The organism is Aerococcus loyolae (genome assembly GCF_002871915.2).
Taxonomy (GTDB): domain Bacteria; phylum Bacillota; class Bacilli; order Lactobacillales; family Aerococcaceae; genus Aerococcus; species Aerococcus loyolae.
Map to the genome: position 1 here is coordinate 1,567,637 of NZ_CP126958.1, position 16,199 is coordinate 1,583,835.

Here is a 16,199-nt window from a genome sequence, read left to right on the forward strand (position 1 = left end):
TATACCTTTATAAGGGAATTTTTAGTAAGTAGTCATTCTTGCGATGAAACAAAGAAAAACCGCCCTCTCCGAGCTAATATTTCCTAGCTCGGAGAGGGCGGATGTTATAAAAAGTTTTGAAAATTTCCACCAAATAAAACAGTAAATTATTTATAAACGATCGCTAGCTATCTATAAGTTATAAATAAATTAACATCGATATAACACAATTTCTCTCTAAGAATCTTTCATTTACTTATCAGCTTGACTTTTATACTCAAAGAGTTAATATTTATAAAATAATTTTAGCTAAATAACAGTTAGTAAGAAGGTGTAAGTGATGAACCTACTTAAAAAAAACATTAGAATTTATCTTCTATCGATTTTCTTAACCACCATTTCATATGCGCTGCCCCATTCCATTTTAACGGTGCTTTTACTGGCAAAAGGAGTATCACTCTCACAAATCGCTCTTATCCAAATGGCCTATAGTGGTGGAATGATTCTTTCCGAGTTTCCCAGTGGAGTCATTTCAGACTTGTGGTCGAGAAAATCCTTATATTTATTGTCTAAAGTTTTGTTAATAGTGATGTTTTGTTTAGTTCTATTCACTTCAAATTTTTGGACCCTTGCACTTGCCTGGTTTACCTATGGCATAGCCTCTGCCTTTGATAGTGGTACTTTAGATTCAGAAATTATTGTTTCCTTAAAAGAAAGTGATCGTGCCCTGATTCCTCAATTTGTTTCGATTGATAATAATACCCAAACCTTTGCCTTACTATTAGGCAGTGTATTAGGTAGTTTTTTATATTTTAAAATAAACATCCTTATTTATTTACTAGCCATTCTATTAACCGGCATTTCTATTTTCTTGGTTTACTTTCTTTACCAAGAAAATCCTAGAAAAAATGAAGATCTTATTTCCATCAATACGGTCTTAATGAAAGAACAAATTAGAGAAAGTTTTTCCGAACTCATGCATAATGCTAAACTACGAAAAATATTCTGTGTGGCTTTGATCAGTCAAATCTTCTTTCAAACTCATTTCCAACTTTGGCAGGCTTTTTTACTAGAAAAATCAGTTAAAGAAGAACATTTTATTTTCTATTATGTCATTTTTCAAGTAATCACTATAGTTGCTTATAGTGTACCCATTGATCATGTGAAAGAACGATTCAAAAAGAGGCATTTCTCTATCAAGCTATTGATACTGATAATGGTCATTCTTCCCTTTTTACTCCTATCCAAGCAATTCTTTTTATTTAGTTCAGCATATATTATATTCGTTTTTCTCTTTTTCCTAATTGAATATATAGTCAACTCCTATTTTAATGATGCCGTTTCAGAAGATAATATTTCTTCTCTAGTTTCCTTAAAGTCAACCGTATCACGTCTATTTTCCATGCTCTGCTTATTGGTTATGAGTCTTCTGCTTAATCGATTTTCAACCAGTTTAATTGTTTCCATGAGCTTTCTGATCTCATTCCTGCTGCTTTTAGGCTTCTATTATTGGAACAGATTCAGTAACATGACCAAATAAAAACTGAAAAAGCCTCTCAACCAGTTAAAATTGTTGAGAGGCTTCTTTTGTTATGAAGCAATTCTTTACGCTCAAAACTAATGGCGTGAACTTAGCGTGAAAAGTGGCGTGAACTTTGAAAAAAAGGCAAGAAAAAACACCCCATGGCGTGAACCAAGAGGTGTTGTAAATGCTGTAATGACGCCAATTCTAACGTTTGGAGAATTGAGGTGCCTTACGCGCTTTCTTAAGACCTGGTTTACGACGTTCCTTCATACGTGGGTCACGTGATAATAAACCAGCTTCTTTTAATGGTTTACGGAAGTCAGGATCTACTTCCAATAATGCACGGGCAATACCGTGACGAGCTGCACCAGATTGGCCAGCAAAACCGCCACCTTGAACGTTAATATGGATGTCATATTGACCTTCAGTTTGTGTTACGGCTAATGGTTGTTTAACGATTACGAATAAGGATGCGTATGGTAAGTATTCTTCCATCGCTTTACCGTTAAAGAAGATATTACCAGTACCAGGTACTAAGCGTACGCGGGCAGTAGAATCCTTACGGCGTCCTGTTGCTTGATAACTTGCTTGTGCCACTGCTGTTCCCTCCTTAAATTAATTCTGTAATATCGATGGTTTCTGGTTGTTGCGCTTGATGTTTATGGTCGCTACCACTGTATACATGTAAGTGGGTGAATTGTTTACGGCCTAAACGATTCTTAGGTAACATACCACGAACTGCGGTTTCAATTAAACGTTCAGGTTTTTCTGCACGTAATTTACCAGCAGTGGTTTCTTTAATCCCACCTGGGTAACCAGTGTGGTGATAGTATTTCTTATCTTGGGCTTTATTACCAGTTAATTTTACCTTATCAGCGTTGATGATAATCACGTGATCACCAGTATCAACATTAGGGGTAAAAGTTGGTTTATTTTTACCACGTAACATATTTGTTGCTACAGCTGCTAAACGACCTAATGCAATATCAGTCGCGTCAAGAACAACCCAGTTACGTTCAACTTCGCTAGCTTTTGCCATATAAGTTTGACGCATGTTTATTTCCTCCGTTTACTTTACGATTGTTGCGTATCACAATTGGTTTCCGGGGCCGATCGTGGGGCAAACAATACCGTCTAATATCATAGCTTTAATTTCACCTAAAGTCAAGTCTTTTTTATTTTTTAGCCCCTACTTAGCCCAAAAAATAATAGGCCGACAAGACCACCATGGCCGCCAATAGGAGGAAGCCAATCAAAACGAAAAGAAGGTAGAAACCTCGCCCTTCCCGCTTGTAAAAATAGTAAGACGACCCAATTAAACCCAGGGCCACTAGAAAACCTAAAAAGATCAGCATTGGTCTGCTCCTTATCCTTCATTTCTCATCTATCTACAAGGTCTTTCCTTGAACCTTTACTCCTTATACAAGTACTGGTTAAAGACCTCAGCTAATTGCTTAAACCAGTCCGTTTTCTCACTATCACTGGCTAACCAATCGGACGTCATCACGGCCAGGTAATAACTTTTTCCCTTGGCGTCTTTATAAATTCCACTTTCATTGTAGATACCGGTGAGCAAGCCATACTTGTTCCAATAATTATCCTCTCCAGCCAGGGCCTCGTCAAAGGGGATTGGCTCCTGAGACTGCTGCAATTGCTCGAGCAAGAAGGCCGTATGTTCGCTATTCAATAGCTTGCCCTGCTCCAGTTCCTGGTAAAAACGGGCCAAGTCTTCAGGAGTAATATGTAAGGAATAGTCCCCAGAGGTTTCAACACGAAAAGTCTGAAAACCCCAATCATGCATAATTTGGTTAAAGCGGTCATAATTGACAATATCGCGCCCTAGGGTAATAGCGCGGTCATTGTCAGACCACTGGATAGTTGGGATAATAAGCTGTTTAATCCGCTCTTCCTGACTGGCACTAATTTCCCCTTCTTCTAAGAGGTAAAGGGCAGCAGCGGCTAGAAGAGGTTTATAGGTAGAGGCAGTAATAAAGTCGACTTGGTCATTGATAGCAACGATCTTTTTCCCCTCTTGGTTAAAAACCGCTATCCCAACCTGCCCTTCTGTCAAGTCGCTGACTAAGCCTTGCAAGGCACTTTCCAAGGCCTTAGATTGTCTGGCCCCGCTTTCCTTATCCAGCCAGGCCAGGTATTGGTCAGCCATCTTGTCGATTTGCTGCTTTTCTCCCGCAGCCTGCTGGCGGATAATTGAGACCGCCAGGCCCAGGTTAAGTACAAATAAAAGCATTGTAATGACTGCCAATACTTGTTTGGTGGCCTTTAACTTATCTAAGCGAATGGCCCGCACCAGTAAATAAGCAAAGCCGCCTAGGATGATCAAGCCTATTAGCAAGAAACTTATCTTTACCATCTTTTCCTCCACAATTCCTTGTATTATTTACCGATCAATAGTATACAGTGTCTTTCAATTGGAATAAGCTATACCAAGGCTAACTAAAATATCCCCGCCAGCATGAGTAAAATCGGTATGGTTATGAATAAAGTTAATAAACAACCACAGCCTTGCAGACTAGCTCCACAGCCCTGTAAGGCATCGCCAAACTCTTCCAGTTCTTCCCCTTTTAACTTTTCTTCAACAATAAATTCGTTACCGTCTTCATCATATAACTTGCGGTATCTTGGCATCCAATCCTCTTTCTATAATAAGGGTTATTTTACAATATTTTTACAAATAATAAGTACTATAATCATAGCAAAAATGCCGATAAAGGCCTAGTTTTTTCTCTAATAGAAGCCGTTCGCCTCTGACTTAGCAATCCGTTCCGCTCGACTGGGATAGTCCACATGGTGCAAGTAGAGGCCATGTGCCTTGGCGGTGGGCCCCGCGGCGTTCCGGTCTTGAATCCTTAGCAAGTCACTGAGATTGTCCACTGGACGCAGACCATCGCCAATCTGCAAGCAGGTCCCCACAATAATCCGCACCATGTTGTAAAGAAAGCCATTGCCCTCAAAATAAAAAGTCAAGGCCTGGCCGTCCTCAGAGGACTGACATTCGGCCCGGTAGATCTCCCGGTCAAAGACGGTTTTATCCGTTTTAGTGGAGCAGAAACTCTTAAAGTTATGCGCCCCTATCAAGGCCGGCAAGGCGGCTTGGATCCGAGAAACATCAGTACGATAGGGATGGTGGAGAACGTAATGGCGGTCAAAAGGCGAAACAAAAGGGGCCAAGGACACCTTATATAAATAAGCCTTTCTCAAGGCATGGTAGCGGGCGTGGAAGTGTTTTTCCACCGGTTCAACCGCCTTCACACAAATGGCGTCATCTAAGATGCTATTTAAGGCCCGTAATAAGCCCTTCGTTTCAATCTCTGAAGGGTAGTCAAAGTGAACCACTTGCCCTAGGGCATGGACCCCAGAATCGGTACGGCCAGACCCATAGACAGGTATCTCTTGGCCCTTCGTCATTAATTTCAAGGCCTTTTCCAGGGCAGCTTGGATGCTGGGACCATTGGGTTGGACTTGAAAGCCCACATAGGGGCTACCATCATAGGCAATCGTCGCTTTATAGCGTTGCTGCATAATTATCAAACGCCTCTCTCCTTATATAATCACAAATAAATAGGAAAAGCCGGCCATCACTGCCAGCTTTGTCACTTTTTTCATTCTTCACTTGCCTTGACCATTAGGACCTAAAGATTAATATTGCTAGGCAAACACAAGCCACTAGCCCGATAGCCATAGTATCGCGTTGGTGCCAGTGGAGTAAACGGTACTTGGTCCGCCCTTCGCCCCCTTGGTAGCCACGCGCTTCCATAGCAATGGATAAGTCATAGGCGCGGTCAAAAGCCGAGACAAAGAGGGGCACTAGAATGGGGATAATGGCCTTAATCCGGCTCATTAAGGAGCCCTCGCTAAAGTCAACCCCACGGGCCCATTGGGCATCCATAATCTTATCCGTCTCTTCTAATAAGGTCGGTACAAAGCGCAGGGCAATGGATAGCATTAGGGCAATTTCATGGACTGGTAGAATATTTTTTAAGGGCTTCATCAAACTTTCTAAGCCATCAGTAATATCCAGGGGTTTAGTGGTTAAGGTAAGGATAGTAGAAATGAAAATAATATAAACGAAACGTAAAAAGATAAATAAGGCATTCCATAGACCTTCATCGGTGATGGCTAAAAAGCCCCATTGCCAGTAGACTTCCCCTGTCCGGGTAAAGAATAATTGTAAGGTCACCGTAATTAGGATCAATAGGATCATCGGCTTTAAGCCCTTGAGAAAGATTTTCAAAGAAATCCCGGTCAACCAGACAAAGCCCACCACTAAGAGACCTAAGATCCCATAAGTCAGGCCATTATTGGCGAAAAAGATAAAGATCAGTAAGATGAACATAATGATCAATTTGGCCCTTGGATCCATTCGGTGGACCAGAGAATCCCCGTTCAAATAACGTCCCATAATAAATTTATTCTTCATCTTGAACCTCCCCTAGTTCAAAATAGTTAAGAATACTATCCGCGAGTTGGTCAACGGTTAGCGGATTGTCTTGGAGTTGAATTCCTGCTTGGTCAGCTAAAACCGCCTTAAATTCTAAACTATCAGGTAGTGACAGGCTATGGTCTCTGAGCCAGTCAGCATCAGAAAAGATTTCTGCTGTGGGTCCTTGACGAACCACGGTTCCTTTATTCATCACGACAATATGATTGGCATATTGGGCGGCGTCATTCATTTGATGGGTCACCAGAACCACCGTCAACTGGCGTTCCTTATAGAGTCGGTAGAACATGGCCATCATGTCCCGGTGGCCTTTAGGATCCAAACCAGCCGTGGGTTCGTCCAAGACTAAGACCTGGGGTTCCATGGCAAGGATACCAGCAATAGCTACTCGACGCATTTGCCCACCAGATAAGTCAAAGGGTGATTGGTCATAAAGCTCACTCGCTAACCCAACTAAGTCAAGGGCTTCAATGGCTTTTTGACGGGCTTCTTCCTCACTGGCTCCGTAGTTTAAGGGGCCAAACATGACATCTTTAAGGACAGTCTCTTCAAAAAGTTGCGACTCGGGGAACTGAAAAACAATCCCTACTTGGCTGCGGATGCGCCGTAGAACTTCCCCTTTAGAATTCTTGGTCACCTGGTCTGGCCCAATCTGAACTGTTCCTTGGGTAGGCTTCAGGAGGCCGTTAAGGTGTTTGATGGCGGTTGACTTCCCGCTACCGGTATGGCCAATAAAGGCGGTAAAACTTTGGTCGGGAATGGTTAAATTGACATCATGCAAAGACAAGGTTTCAAAGGGAGTGCCTGCCCCATAAGCATAACTTACGCCTTGGAATTCAATTTGCATAAGTAATCCACCAACCCTTCCTCAGTATAGTAATCTTTTTTAAATGAAAAACCACGTTGGGCTAGGGCATTTTTTAATTGCGCACTAAAGGGCACGCCCAATCCCATATCGATCAACTTATCCCCATAGGAAAATATTTCTGCCGGTTTGCCTTCATTAACGATTTCTCCCTGGCGGAAAACTAAGATCCGGTCCGCACTGGCCGCTTCACTTAAGTCATGGGTAATGGATAGGACGGTGAGCTGGCTCTTTTCCTTTAGACGGCGGATGACCTCCATCACTTCTTCACGCCCTTCTGGGTCAAGCATGGAAGTAGCTTCATCTAAGATAATGACCCGGGGCTGGAGGGCAATAATGCCAGCAATGGCTACCCGTTGTTTTTGCCCCCCTGATAAGTTACTGGGTTCATATTGCCGATAAGCCGACATACCGACTTCTTCTAAGGCCCAATTGACCCGCTCGACCATTTCATCGTGTGGCACCGCAGCATTCTCCAAGCCAAAGGCCACATCGTCTTCAACAGTAGCCCCAACGAATTGATTATCAGGATTTTGAAAAACCAGACCAATATTTTGCCGGATCGTCCAGACATTAGCTTCATTGAGCTCTAAGTCGGCTACCCGAATCTGGCCGGATTCTGCTTCTAATAAGCCATCAATTAGTTTGGCCATGGTAGATTTTCCTGAGCCATTATGACCGATAATGGCTACCCATTCTTGGTCAAAGATATCAAAAGAAACCTGTTTGATGGTTTGTTTGTCTTCTTCCTTATCATAGCGAAAGCTAACATCTTTGACAGAGATGATCGACTCCAAGTTGTCTCCCCATTTCTAAAATAAAACCCTCCGTTCAAATTAACGGAGGGGCTATAGTTATCGTATTCACTCTTCTCCTATCAGACTTTACTGTCGGTACTAGAATTACACTAGTTCATTCCTATCAATCCCTTGATAGCTTGCGGACTTTTACCGCCGGTCGGGAAACGCTCCCTGCCCCGAAGATATCTGTAAATCTCTTATTAGTGTAACGGAACCAGTGCTATATTTCAACTGATTTATCACTTATTATCTTCAATTAGTGCCCGTCCCACATAGTCGGTCCAAGCCTTGACCCCCGCTTTTGAGAAGTGAATGCCATCTTGGCTGAGCCAATCGGCTTGGGCATTTTGATCATAGTAAGCGGACCAATCAATTAATTGACAGTCCTTCCTGCTATCAGCGGTTGCTTTCAAGGCTTCGTTAACTTGTTGGCGCCAAGGTCGGTTGACATGGGTATTGACCAGGTAAATCTTCTTACCTTCAAAGCGTTTCAGCAATTGGTTGATTTGTTGGGAAGTAAAGCCACCATTGGCTCCTAAGTCTACCACCACTTTATCCTGGATCTCATTATCAGCGCTAAAGCTATCGATCATTTCACCTGCTTGGTAGACTTGGAGTCCCACCTTGGCACAGATATTTGACCGTGGGAAGAGGGCCGTAATCCCCTTAGAGACATCGATGGTTAAGGAGTCGCCTAAGAAGGTAAAACTGAGGCCGTTCGCCTGGTAGAGGACCTCATTGGAGAAATCACTGACAATGGCCTGTTGGTCTTGACTGAGCGATTGCCGGTATTTTTCAATATCTTCGTCACTATCACTAGCGATGGTATGCTTTTCCCGGTTGGCTTGTTCGATCGCTTCACGGGCCTCCCGGGCTTCAGCTTCAGACTTGAGAACCACTTCGCCCTTAGGTGCCGTCACCAGGGCAAAGAGAGCCAGGGCTAGAACCAGGGTAAAGCCCCAAAAGAGAACTTTTTGATACCAAGGAGTCTCCTTAGACCGGACTTGACGAAAGCCTGTAATTAAACGCAGGGGCTCCCCTTTAGGCCGTAAATAAATCGGGACTGTCACTAAGCGCTGGTTAACTAAGGCGTCTAAGAGTAGACCTATTACAAAGATGGCCAAGACCTGTAACCACGGTTGCATGGTAAACCAGTTTTGTTGACTGGCGTGAGCGGTAAAGACAATATAAATCGGATAATAGGTCAGGTAGACAAAATAATTCTTCCGCCCGATATAGGCCAAAGGCTTAAAACGAAGAGCCTTACCAATAAAGGACTGATCTTGGACAATAGCCAAGACAAATAAGACTACCAGTAGGTCAAAGACCAACATGCCCCCGTAGTAAGTCCATATGGAAGAATCATTCAAGAATTTCATCAAGACTGCTAATATACCAGCAGTCACTAGGGCAATTAAGTCTGGCGTCCAAGACGTCTTAAGCAAGCGATGTGAGAAGTCCATGCTTTCTTCCCCCATCAAGAAAGCAATGCTTCCCAGTAAAAAGGAAAATAAGCGGCTATCGGTCCCATAGTAGGCCCGACTGGGATCTTGACCGGGAGTAAAGATAAAAGCCATCCAGGCCACTGACATCAAGGCTAAGACGATTAAGAAATAAGTAAAATGCTGTTTGGTCATCCGCCGCCGCAGTAAGCCATAGATGAAATAAAAAACCACTAGCGATTGTAGGTAGACCCCTAAGTACCAAAGATGGGTCAAAAGCGAGGGGTGGAGAAATTCAGCAAAATAGGAAGACCCGATGGCAATCTGATACCAGTTATTGACAAAGGCCAAGCTGGAGAAGACCACTGGGCGGATATTGGTTAACAGCTCAGGTTGAAATAGAAGTAAGAGCGCTAGTAAGAGAATAATAAAAAAGACCAAGGGCCAAAACATCTTCCCTAAGCGCCTGAAAAACTGCCAGCCCAGTCTGAAGGACTTGCCTTCCCTAAACCGCCGTTCTAACTGACTGATCACCAAGTAGCCTGATAGGATTAAGAATATATCCACCGCTAAAAAGCCACCCGGCAAGGAATTGGTGAAGAAATGATAGCAAATGATGGCAAGCATGGCAAAGAGCCTCAGGGTATCTAGCTGAGGTAAATATAGCCGTTCTTGGCGCATGGGGAAACCTCTTCTCTATAAATGTTCATTAACATTATTATTATAACAAATATTCTCTACCGAAAACTAAAAAAGCGCAAAAAAAAAGACATATAATATGTCTCAATAAAAAACAAACTTTTTCATCCCTAGACTTCTGCCTAGGGATGAAAGAGCTAGACTCGGAAAGAGGCAAAAGCCCCTTTCCATCATCATAACACTCAAAAGTTTTATACTAATTCAATAATCGCCATTGGAGCGTTGTCGCCACGACGTGGTTCGGTTTTCAAAATACGAGTATAACCACCTTGACGGTCAGCGTAGCGTTCACCTAAGTCATTGAATAACTTTTGAAGAACGGTTTCAATAACGATTTTTTCGTCTTCAACACGAACATCGCTCACTTCATTACGTAAGTAACTTGCTGCGCGACGACGAGAAGCGAGATCGCCTTTTTTACCTAAAGTGATCATTTTTTCAGCAGTTTTACGAATTTCTTTAGCGCGAGTTTCAGTCGTGGTAATGCGTTCGTTGATTAATAAGTCAGTAGTTAAATCACGTAATAAGGCTTTACGTTGAGAGCTACTACGACCTAATTTACGGTAACTCATTCTTAGTATTCCTCCTTCTTAAAGATATTAGTCATCATCTTTTAAAGATAAGTCTAATGCGTCGAGTTTGCCCTTGACTTCGTCTAATGATTTACGTCCTAGGTTACGGACCTTCATCATTTCTGCTTCAGTCTTTTGAGTAAGTTCTTCAACGGTGTTAATCCCTGCCCGTTTCAAGCAGTTATAGGACCGTACCGATAAGTCTAATTCCTCAATGGTCATTTCGAGCATTTTTTCTTTTTGTGTTTCTTCTTTCTCAACCATGATTTCAGCTTCTTGAGCTTCATCAGTTAGGCTAACAAAGATTGCAAGATGTTCCGTTAAGACTTTAGCCGCTAAGCTTAAAGCTTCCTTAGGGGCAATCGTTCCATCCGTCCAAATATCGAAAGTCAATTTATCGTACTCATTGACTTCACCGATCCGGGTATTTTCTACTTGGTAGTTAACCTTCTTGATTGGTGTATAGATTGAATCGACCGGAATGACACCAATAGGCATGTCGTCCGTTTTGTTGTTTTCAGCACGAACAAAGCCACGTCCATTCTTAACATGCATCAGAATATGGATTTTGGCACCTTCAGCCAAAGAACAAATATGTAGATCTGGATTCAAAACATCGAAGTCCGCATCAGCAGTAATATCTGCAGCAGTTACTTCAGCTGGTCCAGTGATATCAAGTTCAATGTCCTTTTCATCGACATCGTATAATTTAAGCGCAAGTTGCTTAATATTAAGAACAATTTGGGTAACGTCTTCACGTACTCCTGGAATAGTTGAAAATTCATGTAAAACATTTTCAATCTTTATCGATGTAACAGCTGTCCCTGGTAATGAGGATAAAAGTACACGACGAAGGGAATTACCTAAAGTCGTCCCATAACCTCTCTCTAGTGGTTCGACAGCGAATTTACCAAACTTATTATCTTCGCTGGTTTCAATGGTTTCGATATTTGGCTTTTCAATTTCGATCATCTAGTAGTTTACCCCTTTCAAAACGTGAAAACTTGCACCTTTAAGTAAGTCCAAATGCATCAATCGTTTTAAAACATTAAACACGACGACGTTTTGGAGGACGACAACCATTATGAGGAATAGGTGTTACATCACGAATTGCAGTAACTTCTAATCCTGCAGCTTGAAGTGCACGAATAGCAGATTCACGACCAGAGCCAGGACCTTTTACCGATACTTCTACGGTTTTCATCCCATGATCCATTGCTGTTTTAGCAGCTGTTTCTGAAGCTAATTGTGCAGCATATGGTGTTGATTTACGGGAACCTTTAAAGCCAAGAGCCCCTGCAGAAGACCAAGAAATCGCATTTCCTTGTTCATCAGTAATCATCACAATAGTATTGTTGAATGTTGAGTGGATATGTGCAACGCCTGACTCAACATGCTTCTTGACACGACGTTTACGTGATCCTTGACGTTTTGCTTTTGCCATCTGTATGCTAACCTCCTTTATTTTAAATTAATTATTTCTTCTTAGCGATTGCTAAGCCACGTTTACCTTTACGGGTACGTGCGTTATTTTTAGTATTTTGTCCACGAACTGGTAAGCCACGACGGTGACGCATACCACGGTATGAACCAATTTCTTGTAAACGTTTGATATCCATATTGATATCGCGGCGTAAGTCACCTTCAACTTTGATCTTGTCCACTTCTTTACGTAGGCGGTCAAGTTCATCGTTAGTGAGGTCACGAACACGAGTATCTTCGGAAACATCACAAGCTTCACAAATCTTTTCAGCAGTGGCTTTACCGATACCGAAAATGTAGGTTAATGAGATAACAACGCGTTTATCTCTAGGAATATCTACTCCTGCAATACGTGCCATTTATCTGGTCCCTCCTATCTATTAATTAACCTTGACGTTGTTTATGTTTAGGGTTCGCACAAATAACCATCACACGGCCACTACGGCGAATTACCTTGCATTTTTCACAAATAAGTTTTACTGATGCTCTAACTTTCACTCTTTTACCTCCTTATACCACCATTACTTGAATCGGTAGGTAATACGTCCTTTACTTAAGTCATAAGGAGACATTTCTACCTTTACACGGTCGCCAGGTAAAATACGGATATAATTAACACGCATTTTTCCTGAAATATGCGCTAAAACTTCAAAGCCGTTTTCGAGCTCGACTTTGAACATTGCATTTGGTAACGATTCAGTAACAGTACCTTCAACTTCAATCATATCTTCTTTAGCCACAATATATCCTCCCAGTCTATCCAAGTAATAGCTTCAAACAGTAGGTGTATCTTTCGACTAACTCGAATATTTTACCACAACAAAGAATAGTTATCAAGTCTAATCTTCGATAACTTCAGAAATGCGGTTAAAGACATTTTCAATGCCAATGTCGCCAGGAACCTTATAGAGTTTGCCCTTAGCTTCATAGAATTCAACCAGGGGCTTGGTTTGTTCGAGGTTCACCTGGATACGATTTTCGACAACTTCAGCCTTGTCATCCTCACGTTGGTAGAAATCATGACTCCCACAACGGTCACAGGTGTTTTCTTCTTTTGGTGGGTTAGAGTTAACATTATAAGTTGCCCCACATGAACGACAAATGATTCTACCGGTTAAACGTTGTTTTAACACCTCAGGATCAACATCAATGTAAATGACTGCATCAATGGGTTGATCAATACTTGCCGTAATCTCTTCCAAAGCCTCGGCTTGGTTGATGGTTCTTGGGAAACCATCTAACATATAGCCTTCATCGTCTTTGACTTGAGCTAAGCGATCTTTGACAATGCCGTTGGTTACTTCATCAGGTACTAAAGAACCAGAATCCATATAGGACTTGGCCTTCTTCCCTAATTCCGTGCCGTCAGCCATAGCTTGGCGGAACATATCACCAGTAGAAATATGAGGAATTTTATAAGCTGCTTCAATGCGTTCAGCTTGGGTTCCCTTACCTGCACCAGGTAGGCCCATCAAAATAATATTTCTTTTCATCTCTATGCACTCCCAATTTCCTATTCACGAATGAATCCAATATAACGATGTTTGATTAAACGTCCTTCAATTTGTTTATAGGTATCTAATGCGACTCCGACAACGATCAACAAGCTAGTCCCACTTAAAGCGACTCTTTGTGACATATCTAAGACATACGATAGCACTAAAGGCGCGGTTGCAATGGCCATTAAGAACAGTGCACCAAAGAAACTTAGACGATTGAGAACCGTTGAAATAAACTGTTCAGTCGCTAAACCAGGACGAACACTAGGAATGTAGGCACCTGATTTTTGGAAGTTCTCAGCCACTCGTTCTGGATTGATTTGAATATGGGCATAGAAGAAAGTGAACAGAATAATCGTCACCGCATATAGGGTAATTCCTAAAGGATCTTGTAGTGAAAAGATCCGTGAGACGAGTTTAAACCATTCAGCCTCTCCGTGAGAAGCTCTAAAGAAATTCAAGATCGTTTGCGGAACCATGATTAAGGAACTGGCAAAGATCACTGGGATAACGCCAGCTGAATTGATTTTCAATGGTAGGTGAGCACGTTGGTTAGCACTATTGGCCCGTTTAGAATAGCGCACCGGAATCCGGCGTTCAGCCTGGTTGATAAAGACCACAAAGGTAATGATTAGGATCATTATCAGGATAAAGGCCAATGCCAATAGGCCATTTTGAACCAAGGCGTTGCCTTCCACCTTGAGAAGTTTGGAACTTACAAAAGCGACAATTTCTGTAGGGACGCGTGAAACGATCCCTGCAAAAATAATCAATGAGGTTCCGTTACCTACCCCATATTGGGTAATTTGCTCCCCAATCCAGGTTACAAACATGGATCCAGCTGTCATAATCAAGGCAATGAATAAGTATGTTGTCGTACTTGGGTTTTGAATTAAACCAAATTGGGCTAATGAGTTAAACCCTAAAGACAATGCTAATGATTGAAAGAAAGCGATCGCTACTGCAAAGTAACGCGTCCATTTATTTAACTTCCGACGCCCTACCTCCCCTTGCTTGGACCACTCGGTAAATGATGGAACAATTTCCATCTGCAAGAGCTGGATAACAATCGAAGCAGTAATGTAGGGTGAAACACCTAAGGAGAAGATGGAGTAACTCGCTAAGGCTCCACCACCAAAGGTATTTAACAAGCCGAATAGGCCCGAATTTGCTAAAGTCGATACCGCTCCAGCATTAACAAAGGGAACGGTAATATGTGAGCCGATTCTAAAGACAATTAACATCCATAGAGTAAAGAAGATTCGACCTCTAATATTTTTGTCCTTGAAGGCTTGTTTCAAGGTGCTAAACATTAGATCACCTCGCAAACTCCCCCAGCGGCTTCAATAGCTTCTTTTGCAGACGCTGAGAATTTAGCAGCTTTTACTGTTAACTTACGTTCTAAGTTACCTTGTCCTAAAATTTTAACGCCAGCTTTTTCCTTCTTGATTAAACCTGCTTCAGCTAATTCATTAGCTGAAACTTCTGAGCCGTCTTCAAAAACATTTAAGTCTTCGATATTAACAATCGCATATTCCTTACGGTTAATGTTGGTGAAACCACGTTTAGGGATACGACGGTAAAGTGGAGTTTGTCCACCTTCGAAGCCTAGACGAGTACGTCCACCGGAACGTGCTAATTGTCCTTTTTGACCACGGGTAGAGGTTTTACCCCAACCTGACCCTGATCCACGACCTACACGTTTGCGTGAATGACGAGATCCTTTTGCGGGTTGTAATTCATGTAATGCCATCTAGTCTGCACCTCCTTTAGATATTATTTTACGTCTTCAACAGAGACTAGGTGGGCTACTTTATTAATCATACCATTAATTGCTTCATCGCGTGTCTTTACAACACTGTAGCCAACATGTTTTAAACCTAGTGCTTTTACTGTTCTAATTTGATCTTCTTTGCGACCAATTAAACTTTTCTTTAAAGTAATTTTTACTTCTGACATGGTTTGTCCCCCTAACCTAATAGTTCTTGTACGGATTTACCACGTAATTGAGCAACTTCTTTAGGGTCTTTTAATTCAGCCAGACCTTGGATAGTTGCTTGAACCATATTAATTGGTGTATTGGATCCGAGAGATTTTGAAGTAATATCAGCAATACCGGCTAATTCAACAACGGCACGGATTGGACCACCAGCGGCAACCCCAGAACCGACTTTAGCAGGTTTAAGCATAACACGACCACCATTGAATTTACCAATGACTTCATGTGGAATAGTTGTACCAGCAAGTGGAACCGCGATCATGTTTTTCTTACCATTTTCAATCGCTTTATTAATTGCTGCAGGCACTTCTGATGCTTTACCAGTACCAAAACCAACGTGACCTTCACCGTCACCAACAACCACTAAGGCTGCAAAGCGCATACGGCGACCACCTTTAACAACTTTGGTTACTCGATTAATAGCAACAACGCGATCTTCAATTTTTTTGTCATCAATTTGAACGAAATCTTTTGCCATGTTTAGGTATCCTCCTTTGCTTAGAATTCTAATCCATTTTCACGAGCGGCTTCTGCTAAGGCTTTGACACGGCCGTGATATTGGTAACCCCCACGGTCAAAGACTACTGCAGTAACTCCTGCTGCTTTACCGCGTTCAGCAATGGCTTGGCCAACTGCTTGGGCATTTTCAGTTTTGCTTCCTTTATTTAATTCTGAATTGGCATCAGAGGCACTTGCAAGCGTAACACCCGCTACGTCATCAATTAATTGAGCGTAGATGTGTTTATTTGAGCGGTAAACGCTCAAGCGTGGGCACTCTGCTGTTCCAGAAAGATTACGACGAATACGTGCATGACGTTTTTGACGTAATGCATTTTTATCTGGTTTGCTAATCAATTTTGTCACCTCTTAATTGTTAT

Annotated in this window: 23 protein-coding genes and 1 riboswitch; of the genes, 1 reads left to right on the plus strand and 22 read right to left on the minus strand. The window is 42.0% G+C overall.

Annotation, left to right across the window (positions count from 1 at the left end; translation table 11 throughout):
• The first annotated feature begins 319 nt into the window (after positions 1-319).
• A complete protein-coding gene (locus CJ190_RS07025) occupies positions 320-1,519 on the plus strand; it encodes an MFS transporter (protein WP_064293006.1) in 1,200 nt (399 codons plus the stop codon).
• A gap of 189 nt (positions 1,520-1,708) precedes the next feature.
• Here CJ190_RS07025 and rpsI read toward each other — a convergent pair whose 3' ends face one another.
• From rpsI to rplR, 22 genes are all read right to left on the minus strand, one after another.
• Complete coding sequence (rpsI, locus tag CJ190_RS07030) at positions 1,709-2,101, minus strand: 30S ribosomal protein S9 (RefSeq protein ID WP_013668580.1); 393 nt, start codon at positions 2,099-2,101, stop codon at positions 1,709-1,711.
• 13 nt (positions 2,102-2,114) lie between these two features.
• A complete protein-coding gene (gene rplM, locus CJ190_RS07035; protein WP_013669478.1) occupies positions 2,115-2,558 on the minus strand; it encodes a 50S ribosomal protein L13 in 444 nt (147 codons plus the stop codon).
• Between the two features lie 139 nt (positions 2,559-2,697).
• Positions 2,698-2,859 carry a hypothetical protein gene (locus CJ190_RS07040; protein WP_013668826.1) on the minus strand — a complete coding sequence of 54 codons (162 nt, stop codon included), beginning with the start codon at positions 2,857-2,859 and terminating at the stop codon, positions 2,698-2,700.
• A gap of 56 nt (positions 2,860-2,915) precedes the next feature.
• Positions 2,916-3,875, minus strand: coding sequence for a serine hydrolase (locus tag CJ190_RS07045; RefSeq protein ID WP_070598122.1), 960 nt, complete (start codon positions 3,873-3,875; stop codon positions 2,916-2,918).
• Between the two features lie 83 nt (positions 3,876-3,958).
• The gene (locus tag CJ190_RS07050) at positions 3,959-4,150 is read right to left on the minus strand and encodes a hypothetical protein (protein ID WP_064293004.1); all 192 of its coding nucleotides are present in this window, start codon (positions 4,148-4,150) and stop codon (positions 3,959-3,961) included.
• A gap of 99 nt (positions 4,151-4,249) precedes the next feature.
• Positions 4,250-5,044 carry a tRNA pseudouridine(38-40) synthase TruA gene (gene truA / locus CJ190_RS07055; RefSeq protein WP_064293003.1) on the minus strand — a complete coding sequence of 265 codons (795 nt, stop codon included), beginning with the start codon at positions 5,042-5,044 and terminating at the stop codon, positions 4,250-4,252.
• Between the two features lie 103 nt (positions 5,045-5,147).
• Complete coding sequence (locus CJ190_RS07060) at positions 5,148-5,942, minus strand: energy-coupling factor transporter transmembrane component T family protein (protein ID WP_070598121.1); 795 nt, start codon at positions 5,940-5,942, stop codon at positions 5,148-5,150.
• The gene (locus tag CJ190_RS07065) at positions 5,932-6,810 is read right to left on the minus strand and encodes an energy-coupling factor ABC transporter ATP-binding protein (protein WP_064293001.1); all 879 of its coding nucleotides are present in this window, start codon (positions 6,808-6,810) and stop codon (positions 5,932-5,934) included. Before CJ190_RS07065 ends, CJ190_RS07060 begins: the two co-directional genes overlap by 11 nt.
• Positions 6,786-7,625 (minus strand): energy-coupling factor ABC transporter ATP-binding protein, encoded by an 840-nt coding sequence (locus tag CJ190_RS07070; RefSeq protein WP_064293000.1) that lies wholly within the window; start codon positions 7,623-7,625, stop codon positions 6,786-6,788. Before CJ190_RS07070 ends, CJ190_RS07065 begins: the two co-directional genes overlap by 25 nt.
• 65 nt (positions 7,626-7,690) lie before the next feature.
• Positions 7,691-7,816: riboswitch (FMN riboswitch) on the minus strand.
• A gap of 51 nt (positions 7,817-7,867) precedes the next feature.
• Positions 7,868-9,751: an acyltransferase family protein gene (locus tag CJ190_RS07075; protein ID WP_064292999.1), complete on the minus strand. Its 1,884-nt coding sequence runs from the start codon at positions 9,749-9,751 to the stop codon at positions 7,868-7,870.
• Between the two features lie 209 nt (positions 9,752-9,960).
• Positions 9,961-10,341: a 50S ribosomal protein L17 gene (rplQ, locus tag CJ190_RS07080; protein ID WP_013669270.1), complete on the minus strand. Its 381-nt coding sequence runs from the start codon at positions 10,339-10,341 to the stop codon at positions 9,961-9,963.
• 27 nt (positions 10,342-10,368) lie between these two features.
• The gene (locus tag CJ190_RS07085) at positions 10,369-11,313 is read right to left on the minus strand and encodes a DNA-directed RNA polymerase subunit alpha (protein WP_064292998.1); all 945 of its coding nucleotides are present in this window, start codon (positions 11,311-11,313) and stop codon (positions 10,369-10,371) included.
• 76 nt (positions 11,314-11,389) lie between these two features.
• Positions 11,390-11,785: a 30S ribosomal protein S11 gene (rpsK, locus tag CJ190_RS07090; protein ID WP_013669034.1), complete on the minus strand. Its 396-nt coding sequence runs from the start codon at positions 11,783-11,785 to the stop codon at positions 11,390-11,392.
• Positions 11,786-11,816: 31 nt separating this feature from the next.
• Positions 11,817-12,182 carry a 30S ribosomal protein S13 gene (gene rpsM, locus CJ190_RS07095; RefSeq protein ID WP_060778667.1) on the minus strand — a complete coding sequence of 122 codons (366 nt, stop codon included), beginning with the start codon at positions 12,180-12,182 and terminating at the stop codon, positions 11,817-11,819.
• Between the two features lie 25 nt (positions 12,183-12,207).
• Positions 12,208-12,321, minus strand: coding sequence for a 50S ribosomal protein L36 (gene rpmJ, locus CJ190_RS07100; RefSeq protein ID WP_083307092.1), 114 nt, complete (start codon positions 12,319-12,321; stop codon positions 12,208-12,210).
• Between the two features lie 23 nt (positions 12,322-12,344).
• A complete protein-coding gene (gene infA / locus CJ190_RS07105; protein WP_013669764.1) occupies positions 12,345-12,563 on the minus strand; it encodes a translation initiation factor IF-1 in 219 nt (72 codons plus the stop codon).
• A 99-nt stretch (positions 12,564-12,662) separates the two neighbouring features.
• Positions 12,663-13,316 (minus strand): adenylate kinase, encoded by a 654-nt coding sequence (locus CJ190_RS07110; protein WP_064292997.1) that lies wholly within the window; start codon positions 13,314-13,316, stop codon positions 12,663-12,665.
• A gap of 20 nt (positions 13,317-13,336) precedes the next feature.
• A complete protein-coding gene (secY, locus tag CJ190_RS07115; RefSeq protein WP_064292996.1) occupies positions 13,337-14,635 on the minus strand; it encodes a preprotein translocase subunit SecY in 1,299 nt (432 codons plus the stop codon).
• Entirely contained in the window at positions 14,635-15,075 is a 441-nt protein-coding gene (rplO, locus tag CJ190_RS07120; protein WP_013669395.1) for a 50S ribosomal protein L15, read from the minus strand. The genes secY and rplO overlap by 1 nt, the downstream gene beginning before the upstream one ends.
• A 23-nt stretch (positions 15,076-15,098) precedes the next feature.
• Positions 15,099-15,281, minus strand: coding sequence for a 50S ribosomal protein L30 (gene rpmD / locus CJ190_RS07125; RefSeq protein WP_013669956.1), 183 nt, complete (start codon positions 15,279-15,281; stop codon positions 15,099-15,101).
• 11 nt (positions 15,282-15,292) lie between these two features.
• Complete coding sequence (gene rpsE, locus CJ190_RS07130) at positions 15,293-15,799, minus strand: 30S ribosomal protein S5 (RefSeq protein WP_013668649.1); 507 nt, start codon at positions 15,797-15,799, stop codon at positions 15,293-15,295.
• A 20-nt stretch (positions 15,800-15,819) separates the two neighbouring features.
• Entirely contained in the window at positions 15,820-16,185 is a 366-nt protein-coding gene (gene rplR / locus CJ190_RS07135) for a 50S ribosomal protein L18 (protein WP_064292995.1), read from the minus strand.
• Positions 16,186-16,199 lie beyond the last annotated feature (14 nt).